Here is a 17,764-nt window from a genome sequence, read left to right as displayed (position 1 = left end):
GATATCAAATTTTAATATTCGGTAAACGGCCTATTTCCTACCAAAATCTGCAGGAATTTCACCCCAGGCCTTGGTTTCCCATTTAACCACCGGAGTGGTATATGAATTGGTCTTAAGCCATTCAACGGCCCTACGGATCAGCTCAAAAAGTTCTTTGTTTTTGGCGTTTTCCTCTAATTTGGTATTGCAGTTTTTTTTGCGCACCCAGCTCATAGCTGTACGGCTATCGGTGTAAATAACACGGTCACTCTTATTTTTCTTCAGAAAGGCCAAGCCATGCACAATGGCCAAAAATTCACCGATGTTATTTGTGCCTTGCTGAAACGGACCTTGCTTAAAGAGTTTTTTGCCCGTTTTGGTGTCTACCCCTTGGTATTCCATAACGCCAGGGTTTCCGCTAGAGGCGGCATCTACAGAAATAGAATTGTAATTAGGGGTACCATATTTAAGAGCCTCTGCAGCGGATAGTTGGGCGGCCTGCTTTTTCTTCCCCTTATAATCGGCGTAATCGCCATTATATGCTTTTTTTGCTTCGGTAAAACTGGAAAATGATTTGTACTGGGCTCCCTTAAAACCGTCAATAGCAGCCTTACAGTCTTTCCAGGTATCATAAATACCGGGGCGTTTTCCTTTCCAAACCGTATAGAATTTTTCCTTTTTTGCCATTAGCTATCGGTCAAAAGTTTATCGATCACCTTCGGAAAATGCTCATATTCCAACTCATGAACCTTGGCCGCAATAGTATCCGGTGTATCGTCTGAAACGACTATAGTTCTAGCTTGGTGAATAATAGCTCCCTCATCATAATTTTCGTTCACGTAATGAATGGTAATGCCTGTTTCAGTTTCTCTGTTCTCTTTAACGGCTTTGTGAACATGGTTTCCGTACATACCCTTTCCTCCATATTTAGGCAATAGGGCAGGGTGAATATTGATTATTTTATTAGGAAAAGTTTCGATAAGGTTTTGTGGAATCTTCCATAAAAAACCGGCCAAAACGATTAAATCGGGATTCAAAACGCCAACTGTTTTACATACTAGATCTGAATTATAGAACGACCGCCTATTAAAGTAAAGGGCGTCGATAGATAATCTATCGCATCGGTCAAGTACTGCGGCATTTTTCTTATTCGTTAAAACACAGGCTATCTCAATATCAGAACGAGAAGAAAAATAGTTCACGATATTTTCTACGTTCGAGCCAGAGCCTGACGCAAAAAGAACGATTCGTTTGGTTTTCAAAAGATTAGCGATTTAAGTTTACAAGTTCTTTAAAGGTCGCAAGGTAAAGGATTTTTCTATGGAAATTCAACTACGAAAGCCCTACATATAGTGCTATAGAATATCTCGTTAGAGCTAAAAAAATTTTAATTCGAAAGAGTTCTCTTGTTCTTAAATTTAGTAAATTACCATACATTTTATCGGCAAATAGTGTTATTCAACCAAAGTTTTTTATTTTTGCCAACAATTTAAATTTTAAAACCAATTTTATTATGTCAGACATTGCATCAAGAGTAAAGGCTATCATCGTTGATAAATTAGGTGTAGATGAAAACGAAGTTGTAACGGAAGCTAGCTTTACAAACGACCTAGGGGCAGATTCTTTGGATACAGTGGAATTGATTATGGAGTTCGAAAAAGAATTTGATATCCAAATCCCAGACGATCAAGCTGAGAATATCGCAACAGTTGGCCAAGCCATTAGTTATATAGAAGAAGCGAAGTAATCTTTAATGATTCTTTAAAATAAAGATTTATAAATTATCCATGTGGTAACCCTATCGCATGGATAATTTTTTTTAATTTACGGTTGGCTTAAAACAAAACGAAAAATTAAGTTCAATGCAATTAAAGCGAGTAGTAGTTACCGGATTGGGTGCTTTAACACCTATTGGTAACAATATCGAGGAATATTGGGAAGGCCTGAAAAATGGAAAAAGTGGTTCGGCCCCCGTTACCTATTATGACACCGAAAAATTCAAGGTCAAATTTGCTTGTGAACTTAAAAACTTCAACGCCGAAGATTATTTTGACCGAAAAGAGGCTCGAAAACTTGACCGTTTTGCGCAATACGCCCTTATTTCTTCCGACGAAGCCATTACAGATTCAGGTTTAGACCTCGAAAAGCTTGACAAATTTCGTGTTGGCGTTATTTGGGGAGCAGGTATCGGAGGTTTAGAGACCTTTCAAAATGAAGTGATCAACTTTGCCGAAGGCAACGGAACACCACGTTTCAATCCGTTCTTCATTCCTAAAATGATTGCCGACATTGCTCCGGGGCATATCTCTATCAAGCACGGTTTTATGGGGCCAAACTATACTACGGTATCAGCTTGTGCTTCATCGGCCAATGCCATTATCGATGCTTTAAACTATATAAGGCTTGGGCATTGTGATGTAGTGGTTACCGGTGGTAGTGAGGCAGCAGTTACTATTGCAGGTATGGGTGGTTTTGGTGCTATGCATGCTCTTTCTACCCGTAATGAAAGTCCGGAAACCGCATCAAGACCTTTTGATGCCACTAGAGATGGTTTCGTTCTAGGTGAAGGTGCCGGTGCTTTGATTCTTGAAGAATATGAGCACGCCAAGGCAAGAGGTGCCAAAATATATGCTGAGGTTGCCGGTGGCGGTCTATCGAGCGACGCTTACCACATGACAGCTCCACACCCCGATGGTATCGGGGTGGTCAGGGTAATGGAAAATTGTTTGCGCGATGCCGGACTAAAACCGGAGGAAGTAGATGCCATAAATACCCACGGTACCTCAACACCTTTAGGTGATGTTGCCGAGCTAAAGGCAATCAGTGAGGTTTTTGGTGACCATGCACCTAATATAAATATTAATTCGACCAAATCGATGACCGGCCATTTGCTTGGCGCGGCAGGTGCCATTGAGGCAATTGCATCGATTTTGGCCATGAAACATAGTTTGGTGCCGCCCACCATCAATCACTCGGTTGTTGATGAGAACATAGACCCTAAATTGAATCTCACCTTGAACGAAGCTCAAGAACGAGAAGTAAATGTTGCACTGAGCAATACATTTGGGTTCGGAGGGCACAACGCCTGTGTTATATTTAAGAAAATCAGCGAGTAATACCCATGGGTTTTCCTTCAAATATATTCAATTCCCATTCCAAAAAGGATGGGGATTTTTTTTTGGGGATGACCAAAATACTGGGCTTTAAGCCAAAAAAGCTTGATTATTACAAACGTGCTTTTTTACATAGGTCGGCCAATATAAAAGATAAAGATGGCACGCCTATGAACTACGAGCGTCTCGAATTTTTGGGCGATTCTATGTTAGGTACTATTATATCAAAACATCTGTACGATCAAGTACCGGAAGGTGATGAGGGATATTTGACCAAAATGCGTTCAAAAATCGTTAGTAGAAAACATCTGAACGAACTTGGCAAAGATTTAGAGCTGATAAAATTTGTTCAAAGTCGAATTCCGAAAACACACTTTGGAGAAAATATACACGGCAATGTATTTGAGGCCTTGGTAGGTGCTATCTATCTCGACAGAGGTTATAAGTACTGCGAAAAGTTCATCAGTCAACAGGTGATAGACCCCTATGTAGACATTGAACAGTTAGAAGGCAAGGTCATCAGCTACAAAAGCCTGATCATCGAATGGTGCCAAAAGCAAAAAAAGACTTTCGATTACAATGTTTACGAAGATACCGGTAACGATACGTTAAAACATTTTGCCGTAAAATTGACTATTGGGGGCAAAGTAATGGCCAAGGCCAGGGCAACATCGAAGAAAAAGGCAGAGGAAAGAGCTTCAAAAAGAGCCTATTACGCACTTCAGGATAGGATGGAAAAGTCGTAAAATATTTCTATTGTAACTAAAACGTTATAGATTGCCGAATTTAAGCTTTACCCCTTGCTAACCTAGGCGTTGTACCGTATTAATATTATATTTGCTGCTTTCTGTGCCTATGGTAGCGATACATAAGATTTCGACGGATTTTTACGAAGATTCATTCGATTTGATTGCATTGCACAGCAGTCTTGAAGATTATGCCATCGCCTATGCCTTGAACCAGTGCTTAAAATCAAGTTTTAAGCGTAGACGTGCAGATTTAGATATTTCTGTACATACCACGGTTCCCATATTTGAATGGAAAGATGATTTGAACGACAGGTATTGGACATTTTTCCCTAACCATAGTTTAGAGGAAGATAAAACATCAAGGTCCGATCTTTTTATGAACGAGCCGGCGTTTGCAAAGTTCACCATGGTACCGGAATATAAAGATGTAGATTATTTTATCAAGATTGAGCAAGAAGATAATGCCGATACGGAGAAGCTCATCAAATCGTTATTGGCCGTGCCGAAAATTATTACGGCCTATAGCATAGAAACAGACAAACTAAAATCAAAGAACAACTTAATTTATTGAATCAATGCCTAGCAAAAAAAAGACAAAAATAGTAGCCACCCTCGGTCCGGCGACTAGCAAGAAAGAGGTTCTCAGAGATATGATCGAGGCCGGTGTAGATGTCTTCCGCATAAATTTCTCCCATGCAAATTATGATGACGTTACCGAACGCATCAATATGATTCGAGAACTTAACGAAGAAATGGAAACCTATACTTCCATTCTTGCCGATTTACAGGGCCCCAAATTACGGGTAGGGGTCATGGCCGGTGAAGTTGTGGTGGCACCAGGTGACGAAATTACATTTGTGACCGGTGAACCTTTTGAAGGTACAAGTGAGAGGGTTTATATGAACTATGCCACTTTTCCTAAAGATGTCAATCCTGGAGAACGTATTTTACTAGATGATGGCAAACTAATTTTTGAAGTGGTCTCTACCAATGGTGAAGACGAGGCAAAAGCTAAGGTGATTCAAGGTGGTCCGCTTAAATCTAAGAAAGGGGTTAATCTTCCTAATACCAATATATCGTTGCCGGCGTTGACCGAAAAGGATATTAACGATGCCATTTTCGCCATATCTCAAGATGTAGATTGGATCGCTCTTTCTTTTGTTCGCTTTAGTCAAGATCTTATTGATCTTCAGAACTTGATCAAAGAACACTCTGAACATAAAATTCCGATTATAGCCAAAATCGAAAAGCCTGAGGCAGTAGAAAATATAGACAAAATCGTTGCCTATTGCGACGGTCTTATGGTTGCTCGTGGTGATTTGGGTGTTGAAGTGCCTGCGCAAGAAGTACCATTGATTCAAAAGCAATTGGTTCTAAGAGCCAAAAAGGCAAGAATACCCGTTATCATTGCGACCCAAATGATGGAAACTATGATTACGAGCCTTACCCCAACAAGGGCAGAGGTTAATGACGTAGCTAACTCAGTAATGGATGGTGCCGATGCCGTTATGCTTTCAGGCGAGACTTCGGTAGGTAACTATCCTGTTCAAGTTATCAGTAAAATGGCAAGTATATTGGAAAGTGTCGAAGGTTCTGAATTGATCCAGGTTCCTCATGATCCACCTCACATCAAGACCAAGCGCTACATTACCAAATCGATTTGTTACCATGCGGCTACTATGGCGAACGAAATAAAGGCGAAAGCGATTTCTACCCTTACCAATAGTGGTTATACCGCCTTTCAAATCTCTGCATGGAGACCAAGTGCCCATATCTTAGTCTTTACCGACAACAAGCGTATTTTAACACAATTGAACCTTCTTTGGGGAGTTAGGGCCTTTTATTACGATAGGTATGTTACCACCGATGAAACCATCGAAGATGTAAATAGCATCGCCTGCAAAAAAGGTTTTCTCGAAGTGGGCGATATGCTGATTAGCCTTGCCGCTATGCCTATTAGGGAAAAGGGCATGGTCAATACCCTAAGAGTTACGGAAATCGAAAACTGTAGTTTCTAAAAAATAGATTTAGGCAACTGCTTTTTCAAAAGCGATAAAGTTGACCAAATCTCCTTTCATATTAAAAATCGGCTTGCCTTTTATCTGACAAGAATAAGGCGAGCCATTTTTTTTATAATTGATAATAGTTTCCTCGAAAGGTTGCTGGTTTTCAATTGCTTCGGCTATTCTTTCTCTGGTAAGTTTACAGGTGTCTTTTCCTTGAAATAGTTTGGGTGATTTCCCAACAACTTCAATGGGGTCATAGCCTGTCATTTGCTTAATATTATTGCTGGCAAATTCAATTTTCAAATGGGGATCGGTTATAACGACAACCAATTCCTTAATCAAGGGCCAATCATCGCCCGTTAAGACCGACTGCCAACGATTTTTGTTACCTATCTGACCAATGGAAGCCAAATCTTTTAAATGTTCTTTGTAGGTCTGAAAATACATCCCTGAGATATCCCATGATGAAAGTGGGGCAGATATAGCATTTATATGCGAATTATATCGTTGTACAGCACTATCATAAAACCGAAGATCCTTCATACAACAAGAGATTTAATGCCTTACAAAATTATTGGTTCTTCTTTAATTGACCATTGTTAGGCAAAAAAATAGTCAACCAAAAAAAAGACGCCTTCAAGACGTCCTTTTTTCTGCATTTAATGAATGATTTTCAAATTTTATTTTGACCGTGGGCAGCTCTGATTCCAACGAATTATTCTGCCTCTCTATTTCATCGGCTATATCTTGAAGCTCTGAATCTACACTACAAGAAAAAATGGTCATGGTAACAAAAGCTAACAACAGCAGCTTTATAACAAATGGTTTCATATTCAATTGATTTGGGGGTATAAAACATGTAATAACAACTAGCTGAACCGCTTTTTATTGTGCATTTATGTAGAAGAACGTTAAAAAGCATATCGCTTCATCGATATTTAGCAAACTTTAAACATTTTTTATGAATTGAAATTGGCTCAAGACCCTGATAGTACTAGCTTTGCGCTTTTAAAATTTAATCATTATCATAGACTTTATCATCGCTATTCTATGGAGTTTATCCCCCTTTGGAGAGGCAAAGGCAGGAATACCCTATGGAATGCTTAACGGCCTAAACATCTATCTGGTCTTTATATTTTGCTTTTTGGCCAATGTGTTGGTTTTTCCCATTATGATTTTTTTCTTGGATAAAATCAACAAATACTTTCTGCGATGGTTTTTCTATAAAAAATCGGCCATATATGTTGCCAGAAGGGCCAAGACCGGATCAGGTGAAAAAATTCAGAAATTCGGTTTTTGGGGTTTGATTCTGTTTGTAATGATTCCGCTTCCCGGTACGGGAGTCTATGCAGGAAGCATCGCTACCTATCTTTTTAAGATTGAAAGACAAAAGGCCTTTTGGGCAAATACCATTGGTATTTTTCTTTCTTCGGTCATTGTATGGTCGGCAACATTGTTATCAATGAAAGGAATGGGCCAAGCTTAATTCTAAGAACCGTTTCTTTATTGAATTTCTAGAATTTTCTGTGTGGCACCATTGAAAACAAAGGTTTCGCCAGTGTGCTTTCCCATTAATAGCCTACCGATAGGCGTCATAGCCGAAATGCAAAAAACGGGTGATTCCGACAACTCACATTTTCCGGCCGAAATTGCCACATAATATGAATTGAGGTCAGTACGCACCAAGCTTCCCAGACCCACCACTTTAGAATTTATGCTAGGGTTAGCTCTCTTTAATACGGCCTTCATCTGTTCGGCTTCCGCTAATTGTTGTCCTAACTTTTCACGTTCAATTTGTAACATGGCACGACCGGTTTCATGCTTGTCACCGGCCGTACTTTTTGTTTCGCTTTGTAATGAGTCTTGAATTTCACCGATATTCGTTTGTATGCGAGAAATTCGGCCATCGACGAAGTCTAGACAAAAATTATATAACTCTTGTTTTTGGTTCAACCTGTAAAATTAATGTGAATCTCTTTCCACTTTAGAACCTGAGCCTCCCACCAAAAAATCAAAATCAGCCCCCTTATGGGCTTGTTCCACATGGTCAACATACAGCTTTACGTAACCTCTTTTAGCTAAAGATTCCGGTACTTTCCACTCACTTCTTCTCTTGGCCAGCTCCTGTTCAGAAATCATTAGGTTTAGACTGCGTGCCTCGACATCTAGCTCAATTAAATCTCCGTTCTCAACGAAGGCCAAATTACCACCTATGGTAGACTCAGGCGAGACGTGAAGTATAACGGTACCACCTGCCGTACCGCTCATTCGACCGTCAGATATGCGTACCATGTCTTTAACGCCCTGCATTATCAATTTTTCAGGAAGATCAACGTTGCCCACTTCAGGCATGCCAGGATAGCCCTTTGGGCCGACCCCTTTAAGAACGATTACACTATCTTTATCAATATCTAAGTCTGGGTCATCAATACGGTCATGGTAATCTTCCATGGTTTCAAAGACAACTGCTTTTCCGGTATGCTTCATTAAATGCTCTGACGCGGCAGACGGCTTTATAACTGAACCGTCCATACACAAATTACCCTTTAATACGGCGATTCCTGCCTCCTTTTTAAGAGGATTTTCCAGACTACTGATAACATCATCATCATAGCAGGCTACGTCTTTATAATTTTCACCTAAACTTTTTCCGTTTGCCGTGATGACTTCGTTATGTAACAACGGTTTTAAACGGTTGAGAACTACTGGCAGGCCACCTGCATAATAGAAATCTTCCATCAAATGTTTCCCAGACGGCTTGAGATTTACCAATAAGGGCACTTTGCTGCCATGGGTATCGAAATCTTCCAGCTTCAAATCGACACCAATACGCCCCGCTATTGCAGTAAGGTGTACTATTAAGTTGGTAGAGCCCCCAACAGCTGAATTGGTAACGATAGCATTTTCAAATGCCTCTCTGGTCAATATTTTTGACAGTTTTAAATCTTCCTTTACCATTTCAACGATACGCCTACCCGAGAGTTGTGCGAACATTTTCTTTCTTGAATCTGCTGCCGGAATGGAGGAAAACCCCGGAAGGGTCAAGCCCAAAGCTTCTACCATCGTGGCCATGGTTGAAGCCGTGCCCATGGTATTACAATGACCTATACTTCTCGCCAGGCACACTTCTGCCTCTCTAAAATCGGCATCGGTGAAAGCCTCATTCTTCTGTTTTTCCTTCACCATCCAGTTCATGGATCCCGAACCAATCTTCTCGCCTCTAAAGCGCCCACTAAGCATTGGCCCTCCTGGTACTACTATGGTCGGCAAATCGACACTACAGGCGCCCATTAAGGTCGACGGAGTGGTTTTATCGCATCCTGTTAAGAGGACAATGCCATCAAGTGGATTGGCACGTATAGATTCCTCAGTATCCATACTGGCCAAATTGCGAAAAAGCATAGTGGTGGGGCGCATGATGGTCTCCCCCAAACTCATCACCGGAAACTCCATAGGAAAACCTCCAGCTTCCAGAATACCTCGTTTGACTATTTCTGCAAATTGACGCAAGTGACCGTTACAAGGTGTCAGCTCTGACCAGGTATTACATATGCCTATTACTGGTTTTCCTTCAAAATAATCATCGGGATAGCCCTGATTTCGTAACCATGAACGGTGTACGAAGTTCATTTTTTTATTGTCACTATTGAACCATTCTGAGCTTCTTAGCTTTTTACTTTTTGACATGAAATCTAGGTTGAGGTTTTGATCGGTTTAAAGTAGGGATTATAGCCCAAAGAAACAATGAAAGCCAAAAGTTGACTATGGCAAGGTGTAAGTAATGTTGGTAAACGGTGTTAAGCCAGTTCGGCCAGCTCTTTACCGACCAAACTTCCTATAGCGATGCCCATTCCGCCCAATCGAACACCGCAAAAAACATCGGAAGAAAGCGGTCTTACAATTGGCGACTTTCTATTTCCTACGCCCATAATTCCACTCCAGCGCCGATCGATTTCCAACTTTTCATTGGGAAGTATGATTTCTTTTAAGAGTTTTTCCAGTTGCTTCTGAATCAACTCTGTCTCTCCGAACTCAGTTGTTTGCTCAGCTAGAAAGTCTAAATTTCTCCCTCCCCCAAAAAGAATTCTATTGTCGATATTCCTAAAGTAATAATAACCTTGGTCGAAATGAAAGGTTCCTTTAATGTCAAGATATTTTAATGGCTTTGTCAAAATTACCTGCGCCCTTGCGGGTTGTACTTCATCGGGTAAAAATTGTCCTGTAAAACCATTCGTCGCTATGAACAATTTTCCGGTAGAAAACTCAAAGTGTTCGGTCTTAAGCAACACCAAACTTGATTTTTGTGTAAAATCATTCAAAGCGACCCCTTGCAGAATGGTAATTTCTTGGTCCACGGCCTTCTTGGCTAAGGCCATCATCATTTTTCCAGGATCTAGCTGACCCTCAAAGCGATGTGCAATATACTTTTCATGAATTTTCTCAAAACCATATTTATTAGACTGCACGAAAAAGGGAATCTCACCAAAAATAGGTTTCAACAGCGAATTTACATGCCCCATCATTTCTATGCTTGATTCGTAAAGTTCAGGCGCGTTCTTCAAAAAGAGTTCATAACCTCCCAAGGGTTGAAAATCAATGGCGCTATCACCCAAAGTTGATCTGAGCAACTGAATACCGTCCCACCTTTTCTTGACAAGGTTAAAAACTTCTTCTTCAGAATGAGTGCGGAGGTCAGAAACAATTTCGGAAATACTACCAAAACAGGCAAAACCGGCATTCTTGGTACTGGCGCCTTGTGGCAACACACCCTTCTCAAGCACTACTATCTTGGCATTGGGAAACCTCTGCCTTAATTGTAAAGCACAGTTCAGGCCCGTGATTCCAGCGCCAACAATCGTGAAATCAACCTGCGATAGCCAAGTCTTATATTCCCAATAACTTAGTTTCATAAAAATGGAAGGTAAGTGAAATTAGGGAATAAAAAACCCCGGACTGGCCGGGGCAATTATTAATCTTCTTTTTCAGGATTCATTTTAAACGATTCCATGAATTTTGTGGTATAGTTTCCAGCCAAATAATCTGGATGATCCATCAACTGCCTGTGAAAGGGAATCGTGGTTTTGATACCCTCTATGACAAACTCATCAAGAGCCCGTTTCATCTTGTTGATTGCCTCTTCACGTGTCTGTGCAGTGGTAATCAATTTGGCAATCATCGAATCATAGTTCGGTGGAATTTGATATCCGCTATAAACGTGGGTATCCATTCGCACTCCATGTCCGCCCGGTGTATGCAAAGTGGTAATTCTACCAGGTGACGGCCTAAAATTATTATAGGGATCTTCAGCGTTGATACGGCATTCGATAGAATGTAGTTTTGGCGTATAGTTCTTCCCTGAAATCGGAACGCCCCCAGCAACCAAAATTTGCTCTCTGATCAAATCGTAATCAATGACCTGTTCGGTTATGGGGTGTTCTACCTGAATTCTCGTATTCATTTCCATGAAATAGAAATTACGATGTTTATCTACCAAGAATTCAATGGTTCCCGCACCCTCGTAATTGATAAACTCTGCAGCCTTTACAGCTGCTTTACCCATTTCATCCCTTAGTTTATCGGTCATGAAAGGTGATGGAGTCTCTTCGGTAAGCTTCTGGTGCCTTCTTTGAATAGAGCAATCTCTTTCTGAAAGATGGCACGCCTTACCGTATTGGTCTCCGACTACCTGTATCTCAATATGTCTAGGTTCTTCGATCAATTTTTCCATGTACATTCCTCCGTTTCCGAAGGCTGCTTTCGCCTCTTGTACCGCACTTTCAAAATTGCTCTGCATTTCGTCTTCTGACCATATGGCACGCATACCTTTACCACCACCACCGGCGGTAGCTTTGATCATAACAGGATAACCCATTTTCTTGGCCTCCTTTTTGGCGTGGGCCACATCTTTCAACAAACCTTCAGAACCTGGAACTACAGGAACACCAGCCTGTTTCATGGTTTCTTTGGCCGTTGCCTTGTCTCCCATTTTATCGATCTGATCGCCAGACGCACCGATAAATTTTATGTCGTGCTCGGCACATATCTTCGAGAATTTAGAATTCTCAGAAAGAAAACCGTAACCAGGGTGAATAGCATCGGCATTGGTAATCTCTGCCGCTGCAATGATATTAGGTATTTTCAAGTACGATTCACTGCTGGGGGCCGGACCAATACATACGGCCTCATCTGCAAAGCGAACGTGAAGACTTTCTTCATCTGCCTTTGAATAAACAGCTACCGTCTTAATGCCCATTTCTTTACAGGTACGAATGACGCGTAACGCAATTTCACCCCTATTGGCAATAAGTATTTTTTTGAACATAACTTTTAAAATTAAAAGCCAAACTGCAAACACCGGACCCCACATCTAACTTACAGGGTTCGGAATCGTTATTTGGAATTTCTAAACTAGGAAGGGTCGACCAAAAATAATGGCTGATCAAATTCAACTGGTGATGAATCGTCAACCAAAATCTTCACAATCTTTCCAGATACTTCAGATTCTATATCATTGAAGAGTTTCATGGCTTCGATGACGCAAAGAACGTCTCCTTTGCCAATACTACTACCTACTTCAACAAAAGGATCTTTATCAGGAGAAGGCTTTCTGTAAAAAGTACCTATAATCGGCGACTTGATGGTAATGTACTTTGAGTCTTCATCTTTTTTGCTCTCTTGCCCTGATCCCGAAGCTGCTTCTGCAGGGGCTGCAGGTGTTTGAACCGGCGCTTGGGCCATAGGAGCCTGTGCCATCGGAATTTGTTGAACAAAAGTAGTCTCGGGTCCCGATTCAGAAGAACCTGTTTTGATGGTAATCTTGATATCTTCCATCTCCAATTTAACCTCACTAGCACCAGATTTAGCAACAAATCTAATAAGGCTTTGAATCTCTTTTATATCCATGAATTTAAGTTTGTTTAGTAATTTGAATTAGTTATAGGCCCATTTCAAATAAATAGAACCCCAAGTGAATCCTCCACCAAAAGCGGCAAAAACTAAGTTGTCACCCTTTTTCAATTGACCTTCGAAATCTGCCAACAAAAGCGGTAAGGTCGCCGATGTGGTATTGCCATACCTATGAATGTTCATTAAAACCTTGGAATGGTCCAATCCCATTCTATTCGCCGTGGCATCAATAATTCTTTTATTGGCCTGATGCGGTACTAACCACGAAACATCGGTATGCTCTAGGTTGTTTCGCTGCATTATTTTCTCTGCCACTTCGGCCATATTTGAAACAGCGAACTTAAAAACTGTTCTTCCGTCTTGATAAATGTAATGTTTTCTGTTCTTAACCGTTTCTTCGGTTGCGGGCATCAGAGATCCACCAGCATCCATACCAAGAAACTGCCTTCCGTTGCCATCAGACCTTAAATATTCATCTTGAAGACCAAGGCCTTCTTCGTTCGGCTCGAAAAGAGCCGCTCCGGCCCCATCCCCGAAAATAATACATGTTGTACGATCCGTATAGTCAATGATAGATGACATTTTATCGGCCCCTATCAACAATACTTTCTTGTAACGGCCCGATTGAATATAACTGGCCGCGGTAGACATACCGAAAAGAAAACTTGAACAGGCCGCCAAAAGATCATAAGCAAACGCATTGGTAGCACCTATTTTTGCAGCAACAAAGGCAGCTGTTGAGGCCACCATATTGTCGGGTGTCGCCGTGGCAACAATCACCAAATCTATCTCGCTAGGGTCTAAATTTCTTTTTTCTATCAGGTTGTTAGCAGCCTGTATGGCCAAATAGGAAGTGCCCTCACCTTCTTCAGGTTTTAAGATCCGTCTTTCTTTGATACCGGTTCTAGTAACAATCCACTCATCATTGGTATCGACCATACCTTCCAGCATTTTGTTGGTCAGTACAAATTTGGGAACGTAAGCCCCTACAGCTGTAATTGCTGCCGTTGTTTTACTCATTCTAAACTTGATTTGATCTCAAAAACCATCAAAAATGCTTGAAAATTGGTGAAAATTAAACATTTTTCAGCAATTTCTCTGTGAAATGCAACCGTTTTTGAAATTTTAGTTTTTATGTACATCCGTTGAATTACCCCTTACCGTAAAATTTGAAATACGATATTCGGATGACGTTTTCTCTCAAAAGTTCGGGGGAACAAAATTACCTAAAACATCGGTATACCCCATAAAAAAACTCCCGTTGATATTCATACGGGAGTTGGGTACTTTTAACAGAATAACACGTTTATGCTTCTGCTTCTTCAGTTTTGTCTATAAGAACTTGGCCTTTGTAGTACAATTTACCTTCGTGCCAGTGAGCTCTGTGAAACAAGTGCATTTCACCAGTTGTTGGATCAGTAGCCAATGTTGGTGCAACAGCTTTATAATGGGTACGTCTTTTATCCCTTCTGGTTTTCGAAATTTTTCTCTTAGGATGTGCCATTTCAACTTATTTATCCGTTAACAGTTTCTTTAATTCGTCCCAACGGGGATCGTTTTCTTTAATATTTTCTTCTTTTTCCTTAGGCTTTAGTTCCTCAAGTTTTTTCAAGGCTTCCGATTGCAATGAACCATCAAGCACTCCAGGATGCACTCTCTTTTGTGGCACCGCCAATACTAGCATTTCATACACGTATTGAGCAATGTTCACTTGGTGCTCGCCATGGGGTATGACCAAGATATCATCATCTTCATCATTATACTCTTCCCCAAACTTGACCACCAACTTAAGCTCTGCCTCTATCGGCTGATCATAAGGTTCATTGGTCAAATCACAATTGACATTTACGGTTCCATCCGCATTCATCAAAAACTCGAGCATATTGCTCAGTTTCTTTAGCTCAACGTTCAATTGAATTTCTGCTCCATTGAACTCATCATAACCAAAAGACTCAAAGAACTCATTACCGATGGTATACTCAAAATCGTGTTTTCCTTGTTTTAAACCAGAGAAAGGAATACTAAACTCCTTTTGCTTCTTCATGACAACACTATTTTAAAGACACCGCCCATTCAAAGGCGGGTGCAAAGATACTACTATTTGTCAAAATAACAACCCTTTTTGCTTGTATTTCAACACACTGATGAATTTTGTACTGAAAATTATCCGGCTACCTTCTCACCTTTTGTTTTTGTAACGGATTTTCGGTCAACTCTTCGTACTCGGTGCGGTTCTTAAAAATCTGCAAAGCGGCAAAAACAGCTTCTTTAAAAGAACTATGGTCGGCCTTGCCTTGGCCTGCAATTTCAAAAGCAGTGCCGTGGTCGGGAGAAGTACGCACCTTCGAAAGGCCTGCCGTATAATTTACCCCCCTACCGAAAGACAAGGTCTTAAAAGGAATTAAACCCTGATCGTGATAAGCGGCCAAAACGGCATCAAAATTCTTGTAGGCATCAGATCCGAAAAAGCTATCTGCCGAATACGGGCCGAATACAAGATGTCCGGCGTTCGACATTTCTTTAATCACTGGCTTGAGAACTTCATCGTCTTCTTTACCTATTACCCCGTTATCGCCGCTGTGCGGGTTAATGCCCAATAGGGCTATTTTTGGCGCCCTAACACGAAAATCCATCCGTAGCGATTTCTCTATAGTCCTCACTTTATTTCGAATAAGAATTGCGTTAATGGCCGATGGGGCGTCCTTTACCGCAACATGGTCGGTCAAAAGGCCTATTTTTAGGTCTTCCGTTACCATAAACATTAGACTCTCACCCTGTAATTCTTGAGCCAAAAAATCGGTGTGCCCCGGAAATTTAAAATCGTCAGCCTGAATATTGGTTTTATTGATAGGAGCCGTCACCAACGCGTCAATTTCATTATTCTTTAATGATTCAACAGCTGCCCTAAGCGATTTAATGGCATATTTTCCTCCCTCTTCATTCGACTCGCCAAACTTGACCATAGGCACTTCTTTCCAAACGTTGACCACATTGATCTTACCGTCAAGAGCCTTTGAAGCGTTCTGAATACCGTGATAAGTAACATCAATACCCAATTCTTTTTTTTGAAAAGCTATGGTCTTGTTCGATGCATAAATAATGGGGGTGCAAAACTCTAACATGCGCGGATCCTCGAAAGTCTTTAGTATTACTTCACAGCCAATACCGTTAATATCCCCAATCGAAATGCCCAGCTTGATTTTGTCCTCGTCCTGCATGATAATCGTTACCTTTGTGTCAAATTTGTAATCAACAAAACTACTTAATTTCTACGGAACATGTTTACCGGTATCATTGAAACTTTAGGTATTGTAAAGGACCTACAAAAAGACGGTGGAAACCTTCATATTACAGTGGGTTCGCAACTTTCTTCAGAGCTGAAAATCGACCAGAGCGTATCGCACAACGGAGTGTGTTTGACAGTGGTCTCATTAGATGAAAATTCGTATACCGTTACGGCTATTGAGGAAACCTTGAACAAAACCAACCTTGATGACCTAACGATAGGTGACAGTGTTAATCTGGAAAGGGCCATGATAATGGGTTCTAGACTTGACGGGCACATAGTTCAAGGCCATGTAGACCAAACAGCCACCTGCATCAATATTGAAGAAAAAGATGGAAGTTGGTTCTTTACTTTCGAATATGATGCCAACGTTGGCAATACCACTATCGAAAAAGGGTCGATTACCATTGACGGAACCAGTCTTACTGTGGTAGATTCAGGTGCCGATACTTTCAGCGTAGCCATTATACCCTATACTTTCGAACACACCAGGTTTAAAGATTACGAGGTCGGTACAGTAGTGAACCTAGAATTTGATGTGATAGGCAAATACGTGGCCAAGCTTCTTTCTATAAGACAGTAAGGTGTATTTCTGCTAAACTTTGATAAAAATCTTTCTTTGATAAAGTACGTAAGCCAAAAGGCAGTAGAAAGCTACGACCGTGAGGCCATATAGCAAAGAGGACATTTGAAGCGACATGAAATCATGAACGTATATTGTATCAAATAACCAGCCATGCAATGAGGTGGTCTCGTTCACTTTGATCATACCCAGCACTTTACTAATAAAACTTGAAAGAAAATACAAAACGATAGCATTGGCCCCAGCATATCTAAAAATGCTTCCGAAGCTTATTTTTTTAACATCGGTCAAGTAATAAATTAGAGCAAGAATCAAATTGGCCCAGCCAGCGGTAACAAGAACAAAACTGCTTGTCCACAGTGCTTTGTTGATAGGGAAAAACAAATCCCACACATAGCCCAAAATCAAAAAAGAACCGCCAAGCCCCATTAAGATGGTTGCCTTTTTTTCCTGTTTAGAAGTCAGGATTAGCCCTGTAAAAATACCCAGAAGGGAACTTACTATAGATGGGAGTGTACTTAACAAGCCTTCAGGATCATAATCGGCCTTATAATTGTGCGAACCGAACACCTGAACATCTATATAGTTGGCCAAATTGTTGGGTGCCCTTTCAAAAGTAGACTCCATTCCGTTTACGGGAATAAAGTCCATTAAAATCCAATATCCGACCAGCAAAAGAACAGCCGTAGCTATTAAGGCTTTCCAATTAAGGTTCAAGAACAAAATTGAGGCAAAAAAGAAAACGACCCCTATTCGTTGCAGAACGCCAGGAAAGCGTATGTTCTCAAAATCTTTAATAAAGGGGAATGTCAACGTGAAAGCACCCAAGAACAAGCCTAAGCCAATAAGTTTTAAGGTTCTAATCGAAATCTTTTTGTAGGTAGCCCCTGTTACCTCTTTGTTTTTATAACTGAAGACAATGGAGGTTCCTACAATAAAAAGAAAGAACGGAAAAACAAGGTCTGTCGGGGTGTAACCATGCCATTCGGCATGTCTTAGAGGTGCATATACGGCTTGCCATGTTCCAGGAGTGTTGACCAATATCATTAATACGATGGTCATTCCCCTAAAAATATCAACGGAGAGTATTCGGTCTTTCATAATAAACTTATCGGTTGGTTTGGTAGAAATTTGTTCTAAAG

At 40.8% G+C, this 17,764-nt stretch carries 21 protein-coding genes; 7 read left to right on the top strand and 14 right to left on the bottom strand.

The features are described 5' to 3' along the window. Nucleotides 1–30 precede the first annotated feature (30 nt). Both IL356_RS04335 and purN read right to left on the bottom strand, forming a co-directional pair. On the bottom strand, nt 31–666 hold the full coding sequence (locus IL356_RS04335; protein WP_121847033.1) for a ribonuclease H1 domain-containing protein: 636 nt from the start codon (nt 664–666) through the stop codon (nt 31–33). After that, entirely contained in the window at nt 666–1,241 is a 576-nt protein-coding gene (gene purN, locus IL356_RS04330; protein ID WP_121847034.1) for a phosphoribosylglycinamide formyltransferase, read from the bottom strand. The genes IL356_RS04335 and purN overlap by 1 nt, the downstream gene beginning before the upstream one ends. A gap of 251 nt (nt 1,242–1,492) precedes the next feature. Between purN and IL356_RS04325 the strand changes: the two genes are divergently transcribed. The 5 genes from IL356_RS04325 to pyk all read left to right on the top strand — a co-directional run bounded on the left by IL356_RS04325 (nt 1,493) and on the right by pyk (nt 5,859). Beyond that, nucleotides 1,493–1,726, top strand: coding sequence for an acyl carrier protein (locus tag IL356_RS04325; protein WP_008269813.1), 234 nt, complete (start codon nt 1,493–1,495; stop codon nt 1,724–1,726). A 115-nt stretch (nt 1,727–1,841) separates the two neighbouring features. Next, nucleotides 1,842–3,095 (top strand): beta-ketoacyl-ACP synthase II, encoded by a 1,254-nt coding sequence (gene fabF, locus IL356_RS04320; RefSeq protein ID WP_121847035.1) that lies wholly within the window; start codon nt 1,842–1,844, stop codon nt 3,093–3,095. 5 nt (nt 3,096–3,100) lie between these two features. Then, a complete protein-coding gene (gene rnc / locus IL356_RS04315; protein ID WP_121847036.1) occupies nt 3,101–3,838 on the top strand; it encodes a ribonuclease III in 738 nt (245 codons plus the stop codon). A gap of 109 nt (nt 3,839–3,947) precedes the next feature. Beyond that, on the top strand, nt 3,948–4,412 hold the full coding sequence (locus IL356_RS04310) for an IPExxxVDY family protein (protein ID WP_121847037.1): 465 nt from the start codon (nt 3,948–3,950) through the stop codon (nt 4,410–4,412). Nucleotides 4,413–4,416: 4 nt separating this feature from the next. Next, a complete protein-coding gene (gene pyk / locus IL356_RS04305; protein WP_121847038.1) occupies nt 4,417–5,859 on the top strand; it encodes a pyruvate kinase in 1,443 nt (480 codons plus the stop codon). 9 nt (nt 5,860–5,868) lie between these two features. Here pyk and IL356_RS04300 read toward each other — a convergent pair whose 3' ends face one another. Then, nucleotides 5,869–6,390, bottom strand: a complete 522-nt coding sequence (locus IL356_RS04300) for a PAS domain-containing protein (protein WP_121847039.1) — start codon at nt 6,388–6,390, stop codon at nt 5,869–5,871. 93 nt (nt 6,391–6,483) lie between these two features. After that, nucleotides 6,484–6,678: a hypothetical protein gene (locus IL356_RS04295; protein WP_121847040.1), complete on the bottom strand. Its 195-nt coding sequence runs from the start codon at nt 6,676–6,678 to the stop codon at nt 6,484–6,486. Between the two features lie 190 nt (nt 6,679–6,868). On the opposite strand from IL356_RS04295, the gene IL356_RS04290 reads away from it, so the two are divergent. Beyond that, on the top strand, nt 6,869–7,333 hold the full coding sequence (locus IL356_RS04290) for a COG2426 family protein (protein WP_121847041.1): 465 nt from the start codon (nt 6,869–6,871) through the stop codon (nt 7,331–7,333). A 17-nt stretch (nt 7,334–7,350) separates the two neighbouring features. Here IL356_RS04290 and IL356_RS04285 read toward each other — a convergent pair whose 3' ends face one another. From IL356_RS04285 to pdxA, 9 genes are all read right to left on the bottom strand, one after another. Beyond that, nucleotides 7,351–7,800, bottom strand: coding sequence for a 3-oxoacyl-ACP synthase (locus IL356_RS04285; RefSeq protein WP_121847042.1), 450 nt, complete (start codon nt 7,798–7,800; stop codon nt 7,351–7,353). Between the two features lie 9 nt (nt 7,801–7,809). Next, nucleotides 7,810–9,534 (bottom strand): IlvD/Edd family dehydratase, encoded by a 1,725-nt coding sequence (locus tag IL356_RS04280; RefSeq protein ID WP_121847043.1) that lies wholly within the window; start codon nt 9,532–9,534, stop codon nt 7,810–7,812. A gap of 110 nt (nt 9,535–9,644) precedes the next feature. Beyond that, nucleotides 9,645–10,757 (bottom strand): NAD(P)/FAD-dependent oxidoreductase, encoded by a 1,113-nt coding sequence (locus IL356_RS04275; protein WP_121847044.1) that lies wholly within the window; start codon nt 10,755–10,757, stop codon nt 9,645–9,647. A gap of 59 nt (nt 10,758–10,816) precedes the next feature. Next, complete coding sequence (gene accC / locus IL356_RS04270; RefSeq protein WP_121850541.1) at nt 10,817–12,169, bottom strand: acetyl-CoA carboxylase biotin carboxylase subunit; 1,353 nt, start codon at nt 12,167–12,169, stop codon at nt 10,817–10,819. An 86-nt stretch (nt 12,170–12,255) separates the two neighbouring features. After that, nucleotides 12,256–12,750 (bottom strand): acetyl-CoA carboxylase biotin carboxyl carrier protein, encoded by a 495-nt coding sequence (gene accB, locus IL356_RS04265; protein ID WP_121847045.1) that lies wholly within the window; start codon nt 12,748–12,750, stop codon nt 12,256–12,258. Between the two features lie 27 nt (nt 12,751–12,777). Further along, nucleotides 12,778–13,773, bottom strand: coding sequence for a beta-ketoacyl-ACP synthase III (locus IL356_RS04260; protein WP_121847046.1), 996 nt, complete (start codon nt 13,771–13,773; stop codon nt 12,778–12,780). A gap of 286 nt (nt 13,774–14,059) precedes the next feature. Continuing rightward, entirely contained in the window at nt 14,060–14,257 is a 198-nt protein-coding gene (gene rpmF, locus IL356_RS04255) for a 50S ribosomal protein L32 (protein WP_100870255.1), read from the bottom strand. A gap of 6 nt (nt 14,258–14,263) precedes the next feature. Then, the gene (locus IL356_RS04250; protein WP_121847047.1) at nt 14,264–14,797 is read right to left on the bottom strand and encodes a YceD family protein; all 534 of its coding nucleotides are present in this window, start codon (nt 14,795–14,797) and stop codon (nt 14,264–14,266) included. A 127-nt stretch (nt 14,798–14,924) separates the two neighbouring features. Further along, nucleotides 14,925–15,971: a 4-hydroxythreonine-4-phosphate dehydrogenase PdxA gene (gene pdxA / locus IL356_RS04245; RefSeq protein WP_121847048.1), complete on the bottom strand. Its 1,047-nt coding sequence runs from the start codon at nt 15,969–15,971 to the stop codon at nt 14,925–14,927. Nucleotides 15,972–16,031: 60 nt separating this feature from the next. Here pdxA and IL356_RS04240 point away from each other — a divergent pair, with 60 nt between their 5' ends. Next, nucleotides 16,032–16,622, top strand: a complete 591-nt coding sequence (locus tag IL356_RS04240) for a riboflavin synthase (protein WP_121847049.1) — start codon at nt 16,032–16,034, stop codon at nt 16,620–16,622. 12 nt (nt 16,623–16,634) lie between these two features. Here the strand turns inward: IL356_RS04240 and IL356_RS04235 are convergent, their stop codons facing one another. Beyond that, nucleotides 16,635–17,723, bottom strand: a complete 1,089-nt coding sequence (locus tag IL356_RS04235; protein WP_121850542.1) for an acyltransferase family protein — start codon at nt 17,721–17,723, stop codon at nt 16,635–16,637. Nucleotides 17,724–17,764: the final 41 nt, after the last annotated feature.

The organism is Euzebyella marina (assembly GCF_014855515.1).
Taxonomy (GTDB): Bacteria; Bacteroidota; Bacteroidia; order Flavobacteriales; family Flavobacteriaceae; genus Euzebyella; species Euzebyella marina.
The sequence above is the reverse complement of the archived record's forward strand: the minus strand, read 5'-3'. Positions and strand labels throughout refer to the sequence as shown.

Bases quoted from the DNA above. Each gene is read 5' to 3' on its own strand.
- IL356_RS04275 (WP_121847044.1), bottom strand. From the start codon at position 10,757: ATGAAACTAAGTTATTGGGAATATAAGACTTGGCTATCGCAGGTTGAT.
- IL356_RS04295 (WP_121847040.1), bottom strand. From the start codon at position 6,678: ATGAAACCATTTGTTATAAAGCTGCTGTTGTTAGCTTTTGTTACCATG.
- IL356_RS04310 (WP_121847037.1), top strand. From the start codon at position 3,948: ATGGTAGCGATACATAAGATTTCGACGGATTTTTACGAAGATTCATTC.
- IL356_RS04240 (WP_121847049.1), top strand. From the start codon at position 16,032: ATGTTTACCGGTATCATTGAAACTTTAGGTATTGTAAAGGACCTACAA.
- pdxA (WP_121847048.1), bottom strand. From the start codon at position 15,971: ATGCAGGACGAGGACAAAATCAAGCTGGGCATTTCGATTGGGGATATT.
- IL356_RS04300 (WP_121847039.1), bottom strand. From the start codon at position 6,390: ATGAAGGATCTTCGGTTTTATGATAGTGCTGTACAACGATATAATTCG.
- IL356_RS04235 (WP_121850542.1), bottom strand. From the start codon at position 17,723: ATGAAAGACCGAATACTCTCCGTTGATATTTTTAGGGGAATGACCATC.
- accB (WP_121847045.1), bottom strand. From the start codon at position 12,750: ATGGATATAAAAGAGATTCAAAGCCTTATTAGATTTGTTGCTAAATCT.
- IL356_RS04325 (WP_008269813.1), top strand. From the start codon at position 1,493: ATGTCAGACATTGCATCAAGAGTAAAGGCTATCATCGTTGATAAATTA.
- fabF (WP_121847035.1), top strand. From the start codon at position 1,842: ATGCAATTAAAGCGAGTAGTAGTTACCGGATTGGGTGCTTTAACACCT.
- rpmF (WP_100870255.1), bottom strand. From the start codon at position 14,257: ATGGCACATCCTAAGAGAAAAATTTCGAAAACCAGAAGGGATAAAAGA.
- IL356_RS04280 (WP_121847043.1), bottom strand. From the start codon at position 9,534: ATGTCAAAAAGTAAAAAGCTAAGAAGCTCAGAATGGTTCAATAGTGAC.
- pyk (WP_121847038.1), top strand. From the start codon at position 4,417: ATGCCTAGCAAAAAAAAGACAAAAATAGTAGCCACCCTCGGTCCGGCG.
- IL356_RS04335 (WP_121847033.1), bottom strand. From the start codon at position 666: ATGGCAAAAAAGGAAAAATTCTATACGGTTTGGAAAGGAAAACGCCCC.
- IL356_RS04250 (WP_121847047.1), bottom strand. From the start codon at position 14,797: ATGAAGAAGCAAAAGGAGTTTAGTATTCCTTTCTCTGGTTTAAAACAA.
- IL356_RS04260 (WP_121847046.1), bottom strand. From the start codon at position 13,773: ATGAGTAAAACAACGGCAGCAATTACAGCTGTAGGGGCTTACGTTCCC.
- accC (WP_121850541.1), bottom strand. From the start codon at position 12,169: ATGTTCAAAAAAATACTTATTGCCAATAGGGGTGAAATTGCGTTACGC.
- rnc (WP_121847036.1), top strand. From the start codon at position 3,101: ATGGGTTTTCCTTCAAATATATTCAATTCCCATTCCAAAAAGGATGGG.